Origin of the sequence: Candidatus Pandoraea novymonadis (genome assembly GCF_003004665.1) — a bacterium.
Classification (GTDB): domain Bacteria; phylum Pseudomonadota; class Gammaproteobacteria; order Burkholderiales; family Burkholderiaceae; genus Pandoraea; species Pandoraea novymonadis.
Genome location: NZ_MUHY01000001.1, coordinates 663004 through 681753, shown reverse-complemented (window position 1 = coordinate 681753; position 18750 = coordinate 663004). Strand labels below are relative to the sequence as shown.

Annotated in this window: 14 protein-coding genes; 5 read left to right on the top strand and 9 right to left on the bottom strand. The window is 44.9% G+C overall.

Translation table 11 applies throughout. The features are described 5' to 3' along the window. Positions 1–53 precede the first annotated feature (53 nt). The 3 genes from BZL35_RS02855 to BZL35_RS02845 all read right to left on the bottom strand — a co-directional run bounded on the left by BZL35_RS02855 (position 54) and on the right by BZL35_RS02845 (position 4196). The gene (locus BZL35_RS02855) at positions 54–1181 is read right to left on the bottom strand and encodes a glycosyltransferase family 4 protein (protein WP_106182674.1); all 1128 of its coding nucleotides are present in this window, start codon (positions 1179–1181) and stop codon (positions 54–56) included. Then, complete coding sequence (locus tag BZL35_RS02850) at positions 1178–2308, bottom strand: glycosyltransferase (RefSeq protein WP_181276534.1); 1131 nt, start codon at positions 2306–2308, stop codon at positions 1178–1180. The genes BZL35_RS02855 and BZL35_RS02850 overlap by 4 nt, the downstream gene beginning before the upstream one ends. Positions 2309–2975: 667 nt before the next feature. Continuing rightward, positions 2976–4196 carry an oligosaccharide flippase family protein gene (locus tag BZL35_RS02845; RefSeq protein WP_106182672.1) on the bottom strand — a complete coding sequence of 407 codons (1221 nt, stop codon included), beginning with the start codon at positions 4194–4196 and terminating at the stop codon, positions 2976–2978. Between the two features lie 378 nt (positions 4197–4574). Here BZL35_RS02845 and BZL35_RS02840 point away from each other — a divergent pair, with 378 nt between their 5' ends. Then, entirely contained in the window at positions 4575–5972 is a 1398-nt protein-coding gene (locus BZL35_RS02840) for a phosphomannomutase/phosphoglucomutase (RefSeq protein ID WP_106182671.1), read from the top strand. Between the two features lie 211 nt (positions 5973–6183). Further along, positions 6184–7473, top strand: coding sequence for a lipid IV(A) 3-deoxy-D-manno-octulosonic acid transferase (gene waaA / locus BZL35_RS02835; RefSeq protein WP_106182871.1), 1290 nt, complete (start codon positions 6184–6186; stop codon positions 7471–7473). A gap of 243 nt (positions 7474–7716) precedes the next feature. Here the strand turns inward: waaA and BZL35_RS02830 are convergent, their stop codons facing one another. Both BZL35_RS02830 and BZL35_RS02825 read right to left on the bottom strand, forming a co-directional pair. Beyond that, entirely contained in the window at positions 7717–8385 is a 669-nt protein-coding gene (locus BZL35_RS02830; RefSeq protein ID WP_106182870.1) for a protein-L-isoaspartate O-methyltransferase family protein, read from the bottom strand. A 435-nt stretch (positions 8386–8820) separates the two neighbouring features. Next, on the bottom strand, positions 8821–10215 hold the full coding sequence (locus BZL35_RS02825) for a branched-chain amino acid transporter BcaP (RefSeq protein WP_106182670.1): 1395 nt from the start codon (positions 10213–10215) through the stop codon (positions 8821–8823). Positions 10216–10217: 2 nt separating this feature from the next. Between BZL35_RS02825 and BZL35_RS02820 the strand changes: the two genes are divergently transcribed. After that, on the top strand, positions 10218–10400 hold the full coding sequence (locus BZL35_RS02820; RefSeq protein ID WP_106182669.1) for a hypothetical protein: 183 nt from the start codon (positions 10218–10220) through the stop codon (positions 10398–10400). A 51-nt stretch (positions 10401–10451) separates the two neighbouring features. Here BZL35_RS02820 and trmB read toward each other — a convergent pair whose 3' ends face one another. Both trmB and BZL35_RS02810 read right to left on the bottom strand, forming a co-directional pair. Beyond that, a complete protein-coding gene (gene trmB, locus BZL35_RS02815; protein WP_106182668.1) occupies positions 10452–11252 on the bottom strand; it encodes a tRNA (guanosine(46)-N7)-methyltransferase TrmB in 801 nt (266 codons plus the stop codon). 212 nt (positions 11253–11464) lie between these two features. After that, positions 11465–12766 (bottom strand): UDP-N-acetylglucosamine 1-carboxyvinyltransferase, encoded by a 1302-nt coding sequence (locus BZL35_RS02810; protein ID WP_106182667.1) that lies wholly within the window; start codon positions 12764–12766, stop codon positions 11465–11467. Positions 12767–14119: 1353 nt separating this feature from the next. On the opposite strand from BZL35_RS02810, the gene BZL35_RS02805 reads away from it, so the two are divergent. Continuing rightward, a complete protein-coding gene (locus BZL35_RS02805; protein WP_106182666.1) occupies positions 14120–14323 on the top strand; it encodes a cold-shock protein in 204 nt (67 codons plus the stop codon). A gap of 161 nt (positions 14324–14484) precedes the next feature. Here BZL35_RS02805 and queF read toward each other — a convergent pair whose 3' ends face one another. Both queF and ilvA read right to left on the bottom strand, forming a co-directional pair. Beyond that, a complete protein-coding gene (gene queF / locus BZL35_RS02800) occupies positions 14485–15309 on the bottom strand; it encodes an NADPH-dependent 7-cyano-7-deazaguanine reductase QueF (protein ID WP_106182665.1) in 825 nt (274 codons plus the stop codon). Between the two features lie 56 nt (positions 15310–15365). Then, positions 15366–16895 (bottom strand): threonine ammonia-lyase, biosynthetic, encoded by a 1530-nt coding sequence (gene ilvA, locus BZL35_RS02795; RefSeq protein ID WP_106182869.1) that lies wholly within the window; start codon positions 16893–16895, stop codon positions 15366–15368. A 995-nt stretch (positions 16896–17890) separates the two neighbouring features. Here ilvA and BZL35_RS02790 point away from each other — a divergent pair. After that, positions 17891–18340, top strand: coding sequence for an HIT family protein (locus BZL35_RS02790; protein WP_106182664.1), 450 nt, complete (start codon positions 17891–17893; stop codon positions 18338–18340). Positions 18341–18750 lie beyond the last annotated feature (410 nt).

Genomic DNA, 18750 nt, shown 5'->3' with positions numbered 1-18750 from the left:
AAAACTGTTTTTGGCATATGCCGTTAGACATCATAACGAAAGGTGTTGGGCTATTAATTGATCCTTGTGAGGATTCGGAGGTACTGTGCAATTACCCTATGCTCGCTGAATTCACGCGCTACTTTAGCCCGCCCAGCATTGCCGATGCGTTGTAACTCTTTACGAGGCAGCCTTGCCACCATGCGCATACGGGTCGTGAGGGCGGCTGTATCACGTACTGGGACTTTCCATCCCGTGATGCCGTCATCGACGACATCACGACAGCCTGGAGCATCGCTAGTTATGATTGGACGGCATAATGCTCCAGCTTCTAGCAACGTGCGTGGTAACCCTTCACGATAAGACGGCAACACGATGCATTGTGCCGCCGCAATGAAGGGCCGCACATCAGATGTTGTGTCGAGATACTCGATGCTTCCTTGAAGCTGCCAACCATCTATGGTTTCACGAAGGATCCTGCTTGGGTTCGAGACGTCAGCAGGCCCGAGTATTTGACAGATGACGTTTGGCAGTTCACGTTTTAACGCACGTGCAGCCTCCACATATTCAATGACGCCTTTGTCACGCAGTAAACGACAAATTAACAGAAAACGAAACGGAGTTTCATCTGATGGCCAAGGTGATTTGTCGAAATGGTAGAGATTGATACCTTCTCCGGGGAGCAAACGAGTTTTTTGCTGCGCCACGAGTCCCTCGGATACAAACGTGCGTAGATCTTCTTGATTGAGGAACCAATTTTCGTCAGTATGACGAAACGCGTAGCGATACAAGCCACGTACGATGTGCGTGGTGATCGAATCGTTGATAAAAACATAGCCGAGACCTGTTGTGACTGATACTGAAGGGATGCCTGCCCAATGAGAAACTATCGAGCCGTAGATGTTGGGTTTAATCGTGTAGTGAAAAACTACTCTGGGCTTGATGTGCCGATATAAACGGTATAGCCGATAAACCAATATCAAATCTTGTAGCGGATTTTTGCCATTAGCAGCCATCGGTATCTCGTGAACAATACATCCTATTGCCCGTAACATCGGTGCGAATGTATCATTTTGTGTCGCTGCCGCTGCTACATGCACCGGGTGTCCCACAGAGAGCATGGCTGTAATTGCGCCTCGTCGAAAATTATAGATTGACCAAAATGTGTTGGAACATAGTAAAACTGGTGCTGACGAGGTCATAAGATAGATTTCGGATGAATAATTCGTGCGTAACAAGTGAGCCAGCATTCAACGATATTGTCGAGTGAGTAGTGTGCCACAATACGTGCTCGCTGTGCTGCAGCAATGCGTGATCGCTTCTCAGGGGTGAGTGAGAGCGCTAGGATGAGAGCTTGGGCAAGACCCTTATCATCACCCACTTCGGAAAGCCCTGGGGCGATATTACCCATATCATTTCCGAGCAGCTCACCAACACCGCCGCAATCTGTTGACACGATGGGTAATCCAGTCGCCATTGCTTCGCAAATTACGAGAGGCAAGCCCTCCCAAACCGAGGACATTAAGAAGGCATCAGCCGCAGAGAGTAAAGCTGGTATATCGTCACGTCGGCCAAGTAAAGTAATGGTGTTTTGCAGATTTTGATCGCTTATCTCCTTAGCGATCGAGTCACGCATAGGCCCCTCACCAGCGATATACAGGTGTGCCGAAGGTAAACTTTGTAGAGTGCGTGCGAATGCACGTAACATTGTCGAGTAATCCTTTGCAGGGACCAGTCGGCCAACGGCGAGTACCATCGCCATCTCATCTCCTATCCCAAGGGTTGCTCGGACACGTTGTCGTATGCTTTTATCTGCTCGGAAAAGTGTGGTATCGATACAGTTTGGTATGTTGATGATCCGATGCGCAGGTACCGCGCCCTGTGCAATGAATGCTGCGACGGCATCTTTGCTTACATTAGTTGTTATGCTTGCTAGTCGATCCGTCCAGCGATAGGCTAACATTCGCAAGCGACCTCCTTCATTTCGGCTGTGTGCGCTGCATACCAGTGCTGGTATTGGTGCGAGTAGGCGAGTGAGTCGTGCTATGAGATTAGCGTGTACCATATGGCTATGAACGACATGAGGTCGGATTTTGTGTACATACATAGCCAGTTGTAGGATTGCACTAAACAATGAGATAGGTGATTTTTTTGCTCGTAGTTCAATACATCGAAATCCAGGGTGTTTTGGGAGACAAATTACACAATCACCAGTTAGCGAGACGAGGGTTACATCGTGACCACGATTTAGGATTGCTTTTGCTAAAGTAACAACTTGAGTCTCAGCACCGCCTAGTTGTAGACCAGTGAGGAAAAAAAGGATCTTCATGAAATTGCCTTTTGGTTGGCAGAGTTTCTCAGCATGCAGCAATGTCATTCGTGGTGGCGAAAAAAATGACTTGCTTCGCAATTCTAGCAAACTGTTTTTCGAGTGTTTTGTCCATCGGTAATCACCGACAATACGGGGTTGCTAACCACATGTTGTAAGTCAGTACTGGTCACTAATGAGATTAGGGAAGAGCTGAATTGATGTGTCTTTCTTCGGAGTCCCTTTACTATTGGCATTTGTCAATAGGACGATAACCTCGCTACCGGAAGGATCTAGGTAGCGTATAGGATAAGTAATGGGTCCAAGATTGCTTTTGTAAGCGCTGTTCTCCCAGTCATGCTTTGCACCGATAGACGTAATGTTGCAGGTTCCGTGAATTATATTGCCATGAGCCTAACATCAATAAGTGGTCTACTGATTGCGTCAGTGTGTAAATAATGATGGATGTTATGTAGCACCTACAGAAAATGATGCCATAAAATGATATATGGCAATCGTATAATGACTCGTGGAGTATTACTATAAAATGGCAGCATCTCCTCCATTGTGTTACCAAATACATTGGATGGCTTGAGCGCATTCGTAATGCGCAGTGACCTCTCGCTTTATTCCCATCTCCCCAAAAAGACAGATGGAGTGAAAAAGCAAGATCCCCGATCGAGTGCTGTCATTGATCGCGTCCTGTTAGCCAAACACCCACTGCAATCGCCACGACGTAACCTACTCCATAGCCAGCTAACCCGGCCAAGGCGCCGAGATGTGGCGCGAGTGATGTGACCGTTGCGAAGGCTGCACCGCTTGCGCTTAGCCATTTTGCGATGATCCAATGTCCTTCTCCTCGTCGGACTAAGCTCAAATTGAGCGCAGCATCTGCAAAAACGAGTATGCCAAGTAGAGCAGAAATACGGAGAATTTTGGCCGCTTCTGTGAAAGCTGGACCATAGATGAGATGTATGATAGATGGTGAAAAAAGTGCAATTGGTACTGCTAAACACGTTCCTGATGTCACAATTATTACTGTTGCCTTCCAAGCATTACGTCGGGCAACGATGGTATCTTTTACTTGTAGAAAAAAAGGTGTCGCCAGTGAGTTTGCAATAATTGGTGCCACCAGTACAAAGTTTTCTGTTATCTGCATCGCAGCCACGTAAGTACCGAGTTCTGATAAGGGAATAACCAGTTTTAGCACGAGTTGGTCTATCCGTTTAAAGAAAAACATCAACAGCAGCCCAGCCCAGAATGTCATGCCAGAATGCAGTAATTCGCGGAGTAGCGTAGGATTCCATGATATCCGATGCACCGGTATTTGCCACCTGTAGTAAATGACAAGAATCGCTGCGGCGATGAGAGCTTCGATGGCGTAGACGACAGAGAAAGCGACCAATGAAGCTTTTAAAAAATATAGGATTGTGATCAATAAAACTTTGATAGCTAGTGCAATCAGATTGGCTTGGACACTTGGACGGTTGAAATTTTTTATCTGTAACCATGTTGTGATAACACCGAATGGTTCGCGTAATAGTAAGGCAATACCGAGCCAAAGAATGACACCGCGTAGTATTGGTTCGGAGACAAACAACGCGTAAATAGCGAGTAAGGCGTAAGTGACGATAGCTGCCCCTATCCTTAGCACGAGCGCGTGTACCATGACGTGCTGCCTTACTACTTCTGTTTTGTCGACCAACCGTGGCAGGACGACTTCGGCGCTGCATAGTAGCGTGATTGCACTGGCGAGGAAAACGAGAGATTGACTATATTGGAATAAGCCGAATTGTGCAGCCCCTAGGCCACGTGCTAGCAGTCCTGAAACGATGATGCCGGCGACAATCTGTGAGCTGCGCTCAAGCAGCATCCAGAGAATGTTACGAAGGATGATCCGATATAACATGAATACAACCTGTATCAGCGTAATACTGGAGGGAACTCAGATCAACTAAACGTTTGATAGCGACCGAGGGTGAGTTGGAAATAAGTTAACCTCGATCGACCGAGATATCTGTGAACCCGAAAATTAACAGGCAAATTGTGACATCGATGTTAGATGATTATTTTTACGTGAATTACTTGGGATACTCAGCGTTCCAGGGTCCTTTATAACTGTATCGTAAGGTGTTTTTGCATTTCGGTTTTCACGGGTCAGCAGCTCTCACATGAATTCTTTTCTAAGAATTTCAGTTTCTCAATTATGTATTGTGCGTCGAACACGCAGTATGATGAAACAATATTATTGATTTCCATCCAATTTTCATCAGTAGAAAATTAGCTCATGAGCCAAAACACTCTACCCTCGCATTTAATCTTTAAAGTATATGATATTCGTGGCGTTGTTGGTGATTCGCTTAATGCGAATGTGGCGTATCAGATCGGTTTGGCTTTTGGTACACATGTCCGTCGCGAAGGTGGGCATGCCGTTATAATGGGCCGTGATGGCCGTATATCGGGATCAGAGCTGAGCTGTGCTTTGTCAGAGGGTTTGTGTGCCACGGGTGTTGACATTGTTGATATCGGTATGGTGACTACACCATTGATGTATTTCGCGACGAACGTATTGATAAATGGTTGCAAAGTTGATTCTGGCATTATGGTTACAGGGAGCCATAATCCGTCTAATTACAATGGTTTTAAAATGGTTTTACGTGGCGATGCCATCTACGGTGATGCCATTCAGGCCCTCTACCGCACAATTGAAAAACAGGATTATGAGACCGGTAAAGGTATTTATTCGGTGAGAAATGTTACCGATGCATATCAGACACGTGTCGTTTCAGACATTGTTCTAAAGCGTCCCATGAAAATTGCGATCGATTGCGGTAATGGCGTCGCGGGTGCGTTCGCCCCGCAACTTTTCCGTGCTATTGGCTGTGATGTTGCTGAGTTGTTTTGCGATGTAGATGGGACCTTTCCAAATCATCATCCCGATCCAGCTCATCCAGAGAATCTTCGGGATTTGATTGAATGCATACGTGAGACAAATTCGGAGCTCGGACTTGCGTTCGATGGGGATGGGGATCGTCTGGGTGTAGTGACGAAAGATGGAGAAATTATCTATCCTGATCGACAACTTATGTTATTCGCAGCAGAAGTTTTGAGGCGATTTCCTGGTGAGACTATTATCTATGATGTTAAATGCACACGTAATCTTGCTGCTTGGGTGACAAAGCATGGTGGTTATCCAAAGATGTGGAAAACTGGCCATTCGCTCATGAAGGCTAAGTTGAAAGAGATGGGTGCGCCGTTGGCGGGGGAAATGAGTGGGCATATCTTCTTCAAAGACCGTTGGTATGGTTTTGATGATGGATTATATACTGGTGCTCGTTTGTTGGAAATTTTGTCTGAGTCAGCCCATCCAAGTGAAGTCCTTAATGCTTTGCCAAGTTCGCTTTCGACACCAGAGTTACACATTAAGTGTACAGAAGGAGAAAACTTCCTATTGATTGATAAATTGAGGGAGACTGCAAATTTTGCCAATGCTGAGCAAGTGGTGAAAATTGATGGTTTACGCGTCGAGTACGCAGATGGTTTCGGTTTGGTGCGAGCATCGAATACCACACCCGCGATTGTGCTTCGTTTTGAAGCCGATAACGAGGTCGCCATTCGTCGTATTCAGAAAAGCTTCAGGGAGGCTATTTTGAAGTTGAAACTGGATGCGATTTTGCCTTTTTGAGGGAAAATTAGAGTTCGTGGGGATAGCTAGCAAATAGTGCTCTTTTTATGAAAGTCTATATACGTTCTTCTGATAATATCTTCAATCTCGGGATATCCTTATTTTTGATGGATAAGACATTTTTTTTGAACTGGCGTGAGTATGACGTCAGATTTTCCTGCTACAGGTGCTTTACTCTATTTTTGAGCAGGCCGCCATGCGTTACTTTGAAATATTGAGGCTAATTTATGGCGCTTTATGGTTTTTCATTGCACCGATAGCTCTTGCGCGCCTTTGGTGGCGTGGACGTTTCGAGCCAGGCTATCGTCTTCATGTCAAAGAACATTTTGGTTTTTACGCTACATTACCTTGGGAGGGGCGTCCAATAATTTGGGTGCATGCGGTGTCGGTGGGCGAGACACGTGCCGCTCAACCACTTATCGAGATGTTGCTTTCACGCTATCCAGATCATGCTTTACTACTTACACACATGACACCAACAGGTCGTGCTACCGGTTATCAACTCTTTGGAGAGCGCGTGATACGTTGCTATTTGCCTTACGACATGGCTGGTGCCGTGAAGCGATTTCTGAATTATTATAAACCTCGTTTAGGAGTTCTGCTGGAGACGGAGGTTTGGCCAAATCTTATCCACATTTGCAAGCAATTGGCTATTCCTTTGGTGTTGGCGAATGCTCGTATGTCCGACCGTTCGTTCAAACGTGCATTGACATTTGGACATGCCGTAGTTTCGGTGTTTTCTGGTTTTTCAGGCGTATTGGCCCAAAGCAATGCTGATGCCCAGCGTTTACGTATGTTAGGTGCTGTTAATGTTCATATGCTTGGGAATCTTAAGTTCGATTTGGCACCTTCTATGGCTTTACAAGCAGTAGGTAGACAGTGGCGGTCTCGGTTCAGTCAACGACCTGTTTGGTTAGCAGCCAGTACACGAGATGGCGAGGAAATGTTGCTCTTGCAAGCGCGTCGCGAGCTTATGAGCAATGGAGGGAAAGCGGCACGTGCTTTGTTGATATTGGTGCCGCGCCATCCCCAACGTTTTGATGCTGTCATATCACTCATGAAAAAATCTGGTTTGCGTGTCATGCGTCGTAGTGAATGGGGCGATGGAGAAGATCAGCTTCCTTTGGATGTTGATGTGCTTTTTGGGGATTCGATGGGTGAGATGACTGCGTACTTTACAGCCAGCGATATTGCATTCATTGGCGGTAGTTTGCGTCCTTTTGGAGGACAGAACTTGATTGAGGCCTGTGCGGTGGGTACACCGGTTTTGTTTGGACCTCATATGTTTAATTTTGCGCAGGTGAGTGAAGATGCATTAGATGCAGGTGCTGCTTGGCGAGTATCTGATAATAATCCTACCGAATTAGGAACTGCAATGGCCGCATTGCTTTGTTCGGATCAGAAGAGGGCAATAATGAGTGCGGCGGCGCTTTCATTTGCTCGTGAGCATCGCGGAGCTACCGAGCGGACGGTTCATATACTTGATCACTGGTTAGGATAGTCTGGTAAGTAAATGTAGGTAGTGAGAGTTTTTATGTACGGATTTGCTACAGAGTTAGATGAAATTTACTTGCCTGAGACAGGAACCTCTCGCTGGTCTCTGAGTGCTGGGTGAGCATCAGTCTTTTCAAGCAGTTGTGAAACATGTATTTTAGCAGTCAGTGATTTGGTAAATCCCAGTCAATGTGTTGGTTACATGAAGAGCTATTTAAACAGTTATTTATCTAGAAGATTTTTAAATTTTTTAAAATTTGAATGATGATGGTTGTGGTGCTATGAGGCGCGATATCAGTGTTTGAAACAGATTTTCTGTATGATATTCTATGTTTGAAACGCGTTTGATTAATTGCACTTGCATTGCTGGTGCATTACCCACAACGGCAACCATGCGTCCTCCAACTTTCAGCTGTTCCAGTAATTTTTGTGGAAGTGCAGTAAGCGCCCCCGAAAGCGCAATCACATCATAAGGCGCCATGACTGACCAGCCTTGAGCACCATCGGCATTCACAACTTCCACATTGCTCATCCCGTTATGCTGAAGGATCCCGGCTGCCTTTTCAGAGAGGTTTCTATCGATTTCAAGTGTTGTGACATGGTGAACACTGTAACCTAGCAGGGCAGCCATGTAACCTGAGCCTGTACCAATTTCTAAAGCGGTGTCATTTTTTCGAGGTGCAAGCGCCTGTAGAATGCGAGCTTCGACACGCGGAGCGAGCATATGTTGACCAGTGTTCGGTTCGGATGCACCTAGAAGTGGAATTTCAAAATCCGTAAATGCAAGATCGTGGTATGCATTTGGTACGAATTCTTCGCGTTTAATGAAACTCAGAAGGTCGAGAACATGTGGGTCTAGTACACTCCACGGACGAATCTGCTGCTCGATCATATTATAGCGCGCTAACTCGTGGTTCATTTCGAATATCGTTGGATGAAAAGCCAGAACATACCATGATTTTATCAAATCTTGTGGATAGCCGATACCGACTGGTGTGCGAAGCATTTTAAACAGAGATATGTCTTTGAAATATGCCCTTCGTGATCTATTTATTTGACTTAGAATAGACGTTATATCGCTGGATTTTACACAGGCCAGACCGTGCTGACGTATATCGACGAGTGCGGGATGTGCTGAACTAAACGACGAACTTGTTATTCATGCTGAGTCTACTTTATTGAAGATAAATTTGGATATTTTTCAGATTTTAAAATCCCTAGCTTACCAGGCTTTCTATCAATTTCAGACACAGATGGTTTTTATAGAGAAAATTTTATTCTTTCCTTTATGTTTGATTGAAAAAAACCGGCGTATTTCACTACGCCGGTTGGGAGGAGGAAGACGAGGAAGTTTTTAAGTGATTTTATGCAGTACCGCGTTACGACGTGCGTAAATAAAGTAAATCGCCAGTCCAGCGCCAAGCCACGAGAGAAAGGCAATCCAGGTTTTGGATTGTAAGTGAGCCATTAGAAAGATACAAAGTCCAGCTGACAGCAATGGTACCACTGGCGTGCCTGGGCAACGAAACGCGCGCGGTAGATCAGGGTGCGTTTTTCGCAATACAAGGACGGCAATAGCGACTAGAGAGAAAGCTGCGAGAGTACCAATATTAATAAGTTCAGCTAGGATATCGAGAGGCACGAATGCAGCTATTGCTGCGAAAACGGTGCCTACGATCCAAGTTGCTGCGAATGGGGTTGAGTGCTTGGGGTGAATTTTCGAAAGAATTGGGGGCATTAGACCATCGCGTGACATGGCAAAGATGATACGTGTTTGCCCATATGTCATAACCAAAATGACAGTCGTCATACCGAGAATTGCGCCTAGGTCGATGAAACCTGCAATCCAGTTTTGACCAGCATATTGCAAAGCAAGTGAAATGGGGTGATCTATACCAGCGAAATCAGGAAATGGTACGATACCGGTCATAATCGCAGCAACGGTCACATACAAAACTGTACATACAAGTAGGGATCCGATGATGCCGATAGGCAAATCACGAGCTGGATTGCGTACTTCTTCAGCAGCGGAGGTGACAGCGTCGAAGCCAATAAATGCGAAGAAGACCACTGCGGCGGCATTAAAAACTCCAGAAATGCCGAAAGGCATAAACGGCTGCCAGTTCATTGGTTTTACATGCCAAACACCTACGGTAATGAATAAGACCACCACACTGATCTTAATCGCAACCATGATGTTGTTAAGACGTGCTGATTCACGCATTCCATAGGACAACACCCATGTTATGAGGAGCATGATGAGCAACGCTGGTAGATTAATAAATGTCGTAACGCCACGAAGGCTTCCAGGTGCAGCGGTGATCTCGATGGGTAAGTGTAAACCAAAGCCTGCAGCAAGAGATTGAAAATATCCAGACCAACCGATGGAGACGGCAGAACTTGCGAGACCGTACTCAAGCATCAGATCCCAGCCGATCATCCAGGCTACAATTTCGCCAAGAGTGGCATAGCTATAAGTGTAGATGGAACCGGAAACCGGGATCGTCGAGGCGAATTCAGCGTAACACAGTGCAGCAAAACCACAAGCCAAGGCGGCAATAATGAACGAAAAAGTTAAGCCTGGGCCTGCAGTGAGGGCGCCTGTGCCAGTGAGCACGAAGATACCAGTGCCGATAATCGCGCCGATGCCTAATAGGACGAGGTCCACTGGACCAAGCACTTTTTGGAGGCTTTGATCGGGTTTGGCGGCTAGCATGGCCGAAATATCTTTAGTACGGAATAGACTCATCGATGCGTTTTCCTAATAAGCTAGTCGCTGCTGGTGGCAGTATTCTTTGCCGGTTTGAAATCCTTCAAAGGGTTGAGATGCCGGAGCAGCTAGGAGGGAAGAATGAAGCAGCACGACGCTTTCTTTTAAACGTGACAGATATTGTCATCTACCTGAAGACCGATTATAAAAATACCCCCGTATGATCTCTCATAGAAATTCTAATCGAGCTTTTTGTAATCTGTAAAGATAATTTTTTATATTCTCTTATTGGGAAAGTTCGGGAAGAATTTTTTCTGAAAAACAATGTCCCATACCTTGTGTCCAAGGAGTACTCCACGATTTTCGAATTTTGTGACGGGGCGATAGTTGGGTCTTGTGGTGTAATGATCGGTGATATTTTTGAGACTAGTTTCAATGTTTAATACCTCAAGTATTTGTTCTGCATATTCTTGCCAGTCTGTCGCACAATGTACGTAACCGCCAGGTTTAAGGCGTGAGGCGAGTAGAGCGACAAATGGTGATTGGAGCAAACGGCGCTTATGATGCCGCTTTTTATGCCAAGGATCGGGAAAGAAAATATGGACACCATCAATTGAAGCTTCCGACAACATGTTTTCGACTACCTCGACAGCGTCGTGTTGAATAATACGGATGTTTGAGAGGGGTATTTGACCGATTAGTTTAAGGAGTGCGCCAATTCCAGGCTCATGGACCTCGACAGCGATAAAGTCTTCATTGGGTCGATTTCTGGCGATATGTGCAGTTGTTTCGCCCATCCCGAAACCAATTTCAAGGATGCGAGGGCAGTTGTCGCGACCAAAGGCAGTGAGCCAATTGATCGTGGAGGATTGATAGGCTATTTTGAATTGTGGTCCAAGGGACTCAAACGCGCGTTTTTGTGCTTTTGAGCTGCGGCCACTGCGACGTACAAATGAGCGGATGCGTTGTAGATAAAGCGCTCTATTAGTTTCACTGAGGTCTCCCACATTGTGAGATGCAATGGATAATTGAGCGTTTTTTTTGATTGGGATTCCATTGTTTTGGAGCTTATTCATGGGTGTCTTCATGAAGCAAAAAACCGTTTGCGAGACGGCTTCTTAACAAAGATCAGTTACAAAAAACGGGTGGTGGTGTGAATGCAATCTAAGACTCTGAGTTTAGAAGGCAGAGTCTTATTAAGACACAATAATCAGACGTTTTTATTTTGACATTGTACTCAAATTTTGGATTCTAGTGATTGACATAATGTCTGCATTATATGCCTAGTTTAGGGTTTGGACAGCCAACTCACATTGGCGCCGACGGAACGCAGATTTTCGACGAAATGGGGATGCGCACGCTTGATAGGAAGCGCGTTTTTAATCGTAGATTGTCCGTTGATGCTTGCCGCTACCATCAATAGGGCGATAGCCACACGAATGATATAAGGGCTGTCAACTATAGCTGGTGACAACGATAACCCACCGAATGTAACTAGCCGATGTGGGTCAGCAAGGAAGACATGTGCCCCAAATTTCGACAACTCTGTAGACCAGCCCATTGCTCCATCGTAGACTTTATTCCAAAACATGGCACTGCCTTCCGATTTAACACCGAGAGCAATAAAAATCGGTAATAAATCGACTGGAAAATAGGGCCAAGGCGCGGCTTCAATCTTTGTCAGAATGTTTTGTGTAAAGGGTGGCTGAACCTTGAGTGTTCCATTGCGTTTGGCAGTAGACCAGCCGTCACGATGCTCAACTGTCACGCCGAACTTTGCAAACGTGCGGTCGATCAACGGAAATTGATCCGGCAAAGAGTTTTTAACCGCTATTTCACCGCCGGTGATCGCGCCAAGTGCAAGGAACGTCGTAATCTCATGAAAATCTTCGCTGAAGCGAAACTCTCCCCCACTGAACTGATTATTGCCTTCGATCACAAGCTGTGAGGTCCCGATGCCCTCGATGTGTACACCGAGCATCTGCATAAAATGGCAAAATTCCTGTACATGAGGTTCACAGGCGGCATTCGTTAATTGCGAACGGCCACGTGCTGTCGCAGCACACAATACAAAATTCTCCGTGGTGGTGACTGAGGCATAATCGAGCCAGTGATGTACTGCCGGCCGATCATTACTGGCATGAATGACGAGTGAGCCCACTTTGCGTTCAACGTGTCCGCCAAAGTGATGAAAGACCTCAATGTGCGGATCAATTTCCCGCACTCCTAGTGTACAACCTTTTACGTTGTCTTCGATGCGTGCAGTCCCGAATCGGGCCAATAGGCCCGGCACTAGCATAATCGATGAGCGCATTTCCTCAGGCAAGTGATCGTGTGATGGATCAAAGCGTATGTTTCTATGATGTAGATCGAGTGTACCGGTTGAAAAATCCATCTTGATCTCGCTGCCAAGCTGGCGGAAGATATCAAGGATGTTACGTACGTCAGTGATTTCGGGCACGCCGATGAGACGCACTGGTTCTAGAGTTAAGAGCGTGGCACACAAAATTGGTAGCACAGCATTTTTGTTCGCAGAGGGTGTTATGCGGCCACGTAGCGGCTGGCCACCATGGACCACGAGATTGGACATGAGATTCCTTCAAACAGCTTGTATCGCAGTGGGAGTAGTAAACACTTAAAATATACTCTGGTTCAGTAAATTTTGGTTTATGGATTTGTTTGCAGCACGTAATTTGGGCTTATATTAAGTGTGACCATTGGAGCTGTTTTCATTTTTGGTTAAGATTTGTGTATGATCGGGTCGGCATCGGCACTCGTTATTCGTTAAATAACGGATGAGGGTACTTTCCTTTATATCTATTACGACTTTGTGTTGTACGTCGATACCACTGGCACATTGTTAGTGCGACGGTTATTTCGGTTGCCAGCTTGACGATTTTATGAATAAGTCTGTGGTTTCGGGTTCGATGAAGTAAAAAGACAAGAAAAAAGTCTTGCTAGGAGGAAACGTTTTAAGCCCCAAGATTTTAATTTTTTGCAATTTTTGAAAAGATTTAAATACAAGAGTGATTGCAACATTCTTTGCTAATGTGCTTATTGGAGTGCCTAGAATTTCCGTTTGAGCAGATATTTTTGCGAGTGATCGGGCTATGAGATCGACGAGTCAAAATCAATAAACTCCTACTACAGTGTGTGAAAGAAATTCCTTACAGACCCAATGCACTTCATTTTTACCGAAATAAGCGAATCTGCAGAGATTGCGTAATTTAGGTTTTATCGAGTTTTTTGCGCGAATATTATCCGCTTTATTCAACAAAAATATAAGGGTGAGATTATAGTTTTTCATCAGATCAGTGATGAATTATTTTCGCGATTTAGGGAAAAGACAGGTTTGCAACCATTGATACGAAGATTAGCGTTTGATACGACATTAATTTGGGTGAGGTCGGTGTTTTACTGAATTTTGGATTCGGCATCCCATCAAGGTGGAGAAGGCATCCCATCAAGGTGGAGAAGCACTGATTTTTATTTTGGTGCTCGATACATACTGGTCTCGGTCTGGACCTCCGTTCGGTAATATGTTTTGGAGAAGTATGTTGAGTGGATTGGCGCATGGATACTTCTATTTAGCTTTATCTACTTATTTCTCCTTAGCTGTCCTGAGGGTGATTACTTGATGCTGATCTAATGAGAAATGCATCACTTTGGAGATTTGTACATTGACTAGATTTTTTGGTATTTAGAGTGATTAAGAGAAGAGGTTAATGAGCCGTTAAATAAAATACCGGGATTATAACAATTTTATGTTGACAATAAGTTGTATGCTAGGTATAAAAGCGGCTGCGGATTGTCAAGCAGCGAAGTGTTTGTTCGAGTCAGTATTCAGCGTTTCGCCGGTGCACTAGTACTTCATATTCCCTTGATTTTCAGCGTATCCCGGGGGTTTCGACCTCAGATTTAGTTTTTTTTGGAAAAAAGTATCATGGCAACCGGTATTGTTAAGTGGTTCAACGACGCTAAAGGTTTTGGTTTTATAACCCCAGATGACGGTGGTGAAGACCTGTTTGCACATTTCTCGGAAATTCAATCGAATGGCTTCAAATCTCTTCAAGAGGGTCAAAAGGTAAGCTTTGAAGTGAAGATGGGTCCGAAAGGTAAGCAAGCTTCGAAGATTGCTCCGATTTAAGTTATTTTTTGGCTCTTGTTGGCCGATAGCACATTATGGTGCATGCTTCAAAAGCCTCCCGAGATTGGGGGGCTTTTTCTTATGATAGCCAGATTTTGTAATCTAGCAAGGTTTCTTTTTTGAGAAGGAGTCGTCTTAGTAGGAATAGGTTCCCGTGTTTTTTACTGACGAGCTGTGCGTTTGTTTTTGGGTAGAGGCACATTGAAGTTCGTGCGGAATGGGTTGATATCGAGACCGCCCCGGCGCGTATAACGAGCATATACGGATAACTTTGAGGGTTGGCATTGTCGCATGATGTCTATAAAAATGTGTTCTACACATTGTTCGTGAAAACCAGTATGTTGTCGGAAGGAAATAATATACTTTAGAAGTCCTTTTTGATCGATTGGTTTGCCAAAATAGTGGATTTTTACGCTACCCCAGTCGGGTTGTCCTGTGACCGGGCAATTTGATTTAAGAAGATTTGACATGAGTGTTTCCTCGATGGGTGCCTTATGAGTGCATGTGTTTAGCAGCGAGGAATCTGGTTTATAAATAGTTGTCTCGATATCGAGATCGTCAAGTAAGAGGGAGTCGGGTTTATCAAACTCAATATCCCTGAAGTCGGATTGTTTGGTCAACTGCACTTGTACAGATTTGCCACATGCTTTAGAAAGGTCGTGTTCGAGTAATTCACGCAATGTATCATTACTATCAATTTTTGTTTGCGCGAACGAGCAGAGATAGAGTTTAAGCGATTTCGATTCGATAATGTTAGGTGAATCGGCTGGCACGATCAATGTGGCTATTGTGATTTGTGGTTTGCCTTTTTTGTTAAGCCATGAAAGTTCGTATGCTGTCCAAAGATCCGCCCCGAAAAAAGGCAACTTGACGGGCACACCAATTTCTTTCCGTGCATTATCGCGTGAGATGGAAAATAGTAGCGATGGTTCGTACTGTTCAGTGTGGGCGATTTTTTTGCCGAGAGGTGATTTTTCAGGTGTCATAAGCAACAATGTCAAGAGTCGTTGACTTGCCCGGTATGTGCGGTGCAGGCCAATTTTCAGGCTAGGAAGAGTCGATATGCCGGATTATCGGTTTCATCTTTATAATGATAACCGAGTGTTGCAAGGAAATTTCGGAAGGCGGACATTTCATCTGCTGGCACCTGTATCCCGATAAGAATCTGGCCATAGTCTGCACCTTGGTTTCGATAGTGAAACAGGCTGATATTCCAGTTTGGGTTCATTGCAGATAGAAACTTCATCAGTGCAGAGGGTCGTTCAGGAAAAGTGAAACGGTATAGCACTTCGTCCTTTGCGAGAGCTGATCGGCCACCAACCATATGGCGGATGTGTTGCTTTGAGAGTTCATCATTCGATAAATCGAATGTGCTGAAACCGTGGTGTTCGAAGTTTTCTGCGATCAGGGTGGCTTCATCTCGGTTATGGATTTGCACACCGACAAAAATATGGGCATTCGACGAGTCCCTGATGCGGTAGTTAAACTCGGTGACGTTGCGGTTACCGAGGAGTTCGCAGAATCGTTTGAAACTGCCACGTGCTTCTGGAATTGTCACTGCGAATACACCTTCGCGTGCCTCGCCAACTTCGGCACGTTCGGCCACAAAGCGTAGACGATCAAAGTTCATATTGGCCCCTGAAGTGACGGCGACCAGTGTTTTGCCTTTTAATTTTCGGTTTTCAGCGTAAATTTTTGCCCCAGCAACTGACAGAGCTCCCGATGGTTCCAGCACGCTGCGAGTGTCCTGGAAGACATCTTTTATAGCAGCGCACAGCTGATCAGTATTAACTAGAACCACCTCGTCTAGAAAGGTGCGACAGAGTTGAAAGGTTTCTGCCCCTACATATTTGACGGCGGTGCCATCGGCAAATAGACCAACATCAGATAGTTGCACGCGGTCGCCTTTTTCAATTGACTGGGCCATGGCGTTTGAGTCCAAAGACTGCACACCAATGACACGAATTTCTGGACGTACGGATTTTACGTAGGCAGCAACGCCTGCAGCGAGACCACCACCGCCGATTGGCACGAAAATGGCGTGTAGTGCACCCGGATGTTGGCGAAGAATTTCCATGCCTACAGTGCCTTGTCCTGCAATGACATCAGGATCATCAAATGGAGGTATGAAGGTAAAGCCTTTTTGGGTTTGTAGTCTCATGGCGTGGTCGTATGCGTCGCTATATGAATCCCCAGCCAACACGACTTCGACTGAACATCCGCCATGGGTTTTTACCGCGTCGATCTTTACCTGAGGTGTTGTGATAGGCATTACGATTACGGCATGGCATCCAAGTTTCGCTGCAGAATAGGCAACTCCTTGCGCATGATTGCCGGCGGAGGCAGTCAGTACACCACGTGCGAGTGCGTCCGGATGCAGATTTGCCATCTTGTTGTACGCACCACGAATTTTGAAGGAGAATACCGTTTGGTTATCCTCACGCTTCAGATAAATTCGGTTGTTTAGGCGTGTTGATAGTGTATGTGCGAATGCGAGTTCCGTTTCTCGGGCAACATCGTAGACTTTGGCGGTAAGGATTTTTTTCAAATACTCTTGGGTAGTATATGACATGATGATTTTTTGGGATGGTGGATTGAAAGCTTGAATGGCCAATTCACATGATTGGTTATTCGAATCGTCGACTAAAATGGCACATTATTCAATGGTAGTGAACGGATGCATCGAGACTCGAGTTACCTTGCCGCTTCGGCCAGCGGCTTGACAAGAACATTATGCACTTGCTCTAGCGATTGTGCCAACTGATCAGCCCTTCAGCTCGTAGAGGGATGAATATTTGTGGGACTTTATGGAATATCCTTATTTATTTTAAGGAGCGGATAGTGTGTATTCCAGCTAATCTCGAGTCGGAAAAAATAAATGCATCTTCCTCTATATTCTACCCTCACGACGCTAAGCTTTTTGAGTGCATCCCTATACTTTCACATCGGTTTCATTGCAACTATTTTTTTTGATCGCGAAATCGTTGCTCGCTTTTTGAGTAAGGCTGCCTGTATAAGGAAGTACGCTTTAAAAAGTATAGAAGCCATGTATGCTCTGCGGCGTAATCCTTAATTGAGAAATTTCATGTCCTTGTGTGACTAAATATGAAAGGATTTCAAGTGTAGCTATGATGGCATTGAACAATTGTGTTAGCACGATGCGCTGTTAGGGCGTTTGCTGGCGAGTTTTACGTTAGACGTTCAGGAATTTTCCGTACTGTGGTGATGGAGATTGTATGTCTGATAATTTTTGACACTGCATTCTGCATTACAATGATGCACGTATCTATGGCTACATTGTGCTTTGGTATGAAGTTACTTTTTTGCGTTCGATAACTGGTCTCTGAGCGGAAAATTCTGTTAGCGTTTTGCACATGAAGTGGTTATTGGCTATGGATTGTGTCAGGTTTATTGTTTTTGATCCGGGATTAATTTGAACGAATTAGTATTGATGAGGCCTGTGAAATCGAAGTTGGTGAAGAAGAAAGTGATCCAATGCTCCTATTTCTGATCAAAAATATGATGGTGGCCAGTGATAGAAAAATGTGAAATAGGAAAAATAAAGCCATGGAATGTGCATTCTGCACGACTGATGGAGGGGATGTGTTGTGGCGTACACGACTTCTGCGTGTAATTTTGGCTAATGAGCCCGGTTATCCGGGGTTTTGTCGAGTTATCTGGAATGAGCATGTTGCTGAGATGACGGATTTGTCAGAGATTGCGCGCGAACATTTAATGCACACTGTTTTTGCGGTTGAAAAAGCACAGCGTGCCGTGTTGGTGCCGCATAAGGTAAATATAGTTAGTCTCGGTAATATAGTGCCTCATGTGCATTGGCATGTTATTCCACGTTACATAGATGATATCCATTTTCCTTATTCAATTTGGAGTGTTCCACAACGTGAGTCTAATGTTGCGTCAATGAAGGTGCGTTTTGGTCAGTTACAGGAGTTGCGTGGAACTATACTGGCAGAATTGCATCGATTACCTACATGGCCTGAGTTATTGCTAACTTAATCTGGCCTTGCATGTGCAATGAGGTTTTGTTTGGGTTAGTCTTATGAGGGGTTAACACGTATTCTGTTAGATCGATCACGTGGTATATTTTTGAGAAATCGTCGACTGCTCCTGTAAATTGTAAATACATGTTTTTTCTTATTTCATTCGGAGTTACGAACGACGTTGAGGTGCTTGAGGTTTTGTGATTTCGAATGGAGGGATCTGTCTAAGCAGAAAATGCTTTCCACATTGGAAAATTTGACATTGAATTGAGGAGACTTCAATCAGTTCGGAACCACGTGGTGTCGTTTCTTTGTTTTGGTTGGAGCGACAATGGGATCTATTCCTACATCTTCTAATTCTAACATGCGTGTGTTGATGGTGTTTTGATAAAAAATCAGATTAGCTTTGCAGTTGACTCCGGTTGG

Bases quoted from the DNA above. Each gene is read 5' to 3' on its own strand.
- BZL35_RS02855 (WP_106182674.1), bottom strand. From the start codon at position 1,181: ATGACCTCGTCAGCACCAGTTTTACTATGTTCCAACACATTTTGGTCA.
- BZL35_RS02850 (WP_181276534.1), bottom strand. From the start codon at position 2,308: ATGAAGATCCTTTTTTTCCTCACTGGTCTACAACTAGGCGGTGCTGAG.
- BZL35_RS02845 (WP_106182672.1), bottom strand. From the start codon at position 4,196: ATGTTATATCGGATCATCCTTCGTAACATTCTCTGGATGCTGCTTGAG.
- BZL35_RS02840 (WP_106182671.1), top strand. From the start codon at position 4,575: ATGAGCCAAAACACTCTACCCTCGCATTTAATCTTTAAAGTATATGAT.
- BZL35_RS02830 (WP_106182870.1), bottom strand. From the start codon at position 8,385: ATGAACCACGAGTTAGCGCGCTATAATATGATCGAGCAGCAGATTCGT.
- BZL35_RS02825 (WP_106182670.1), bottom strand. From the start codon at position 10,215: ATGAGTCTATTCCGTACTAAAGATATTTCGGCCATGCTAGCCGCCAAA.
- BZL35_RS02820 (WP_106182669.1), top strand. From the start codon at position 10,218: ATGCGTTTTCCTAATAAGCTAGTCGCTGCTGGTGGCAGTATTCTTTGC.
- trmB (WP_106182668.1), bottom strand. From the start codon at position 11,252: ATGAATAAGCTCCAAAACAATGGAATCCCAATCAAAAAAAACGCTCAA.
- BZL35_RS02810 (WP_106182667.1), bottom strand. From the start codon at position 12,766: ATGTCCAATCTCGTGGTCCATGGTGGCCAGCCGCTACGTGGCCGCATA.
- BZL35_RS02805 (WP_106182666.1), top strand. From the start codon at position 14,120: ATGGCAACCGGTATTGTTAAGTGGTTCAACGACGCTAAAGGTTTTGGT.
- queF (WP_106182665.1), bottom strand. From the start codon at position 15,309: ATGACACCTGAAAAATCACCTCTCGGCAAAAAAATCGCCCACACTGAA.
- ilvA (WP_106182869.1), bottom strand. From the start codon at position 16,895: ATGTCATATACTACCCAAGAGTATTTGAAAAAAATCCTTACCGCCAAA.
- BZL35_RS02790 (WP_106182664.1), top strand. From the start codon at position 17,891: ATGGAATGTGCATTCTGCACGACTGATGGAGGGGATGTGTTGTGGCGT.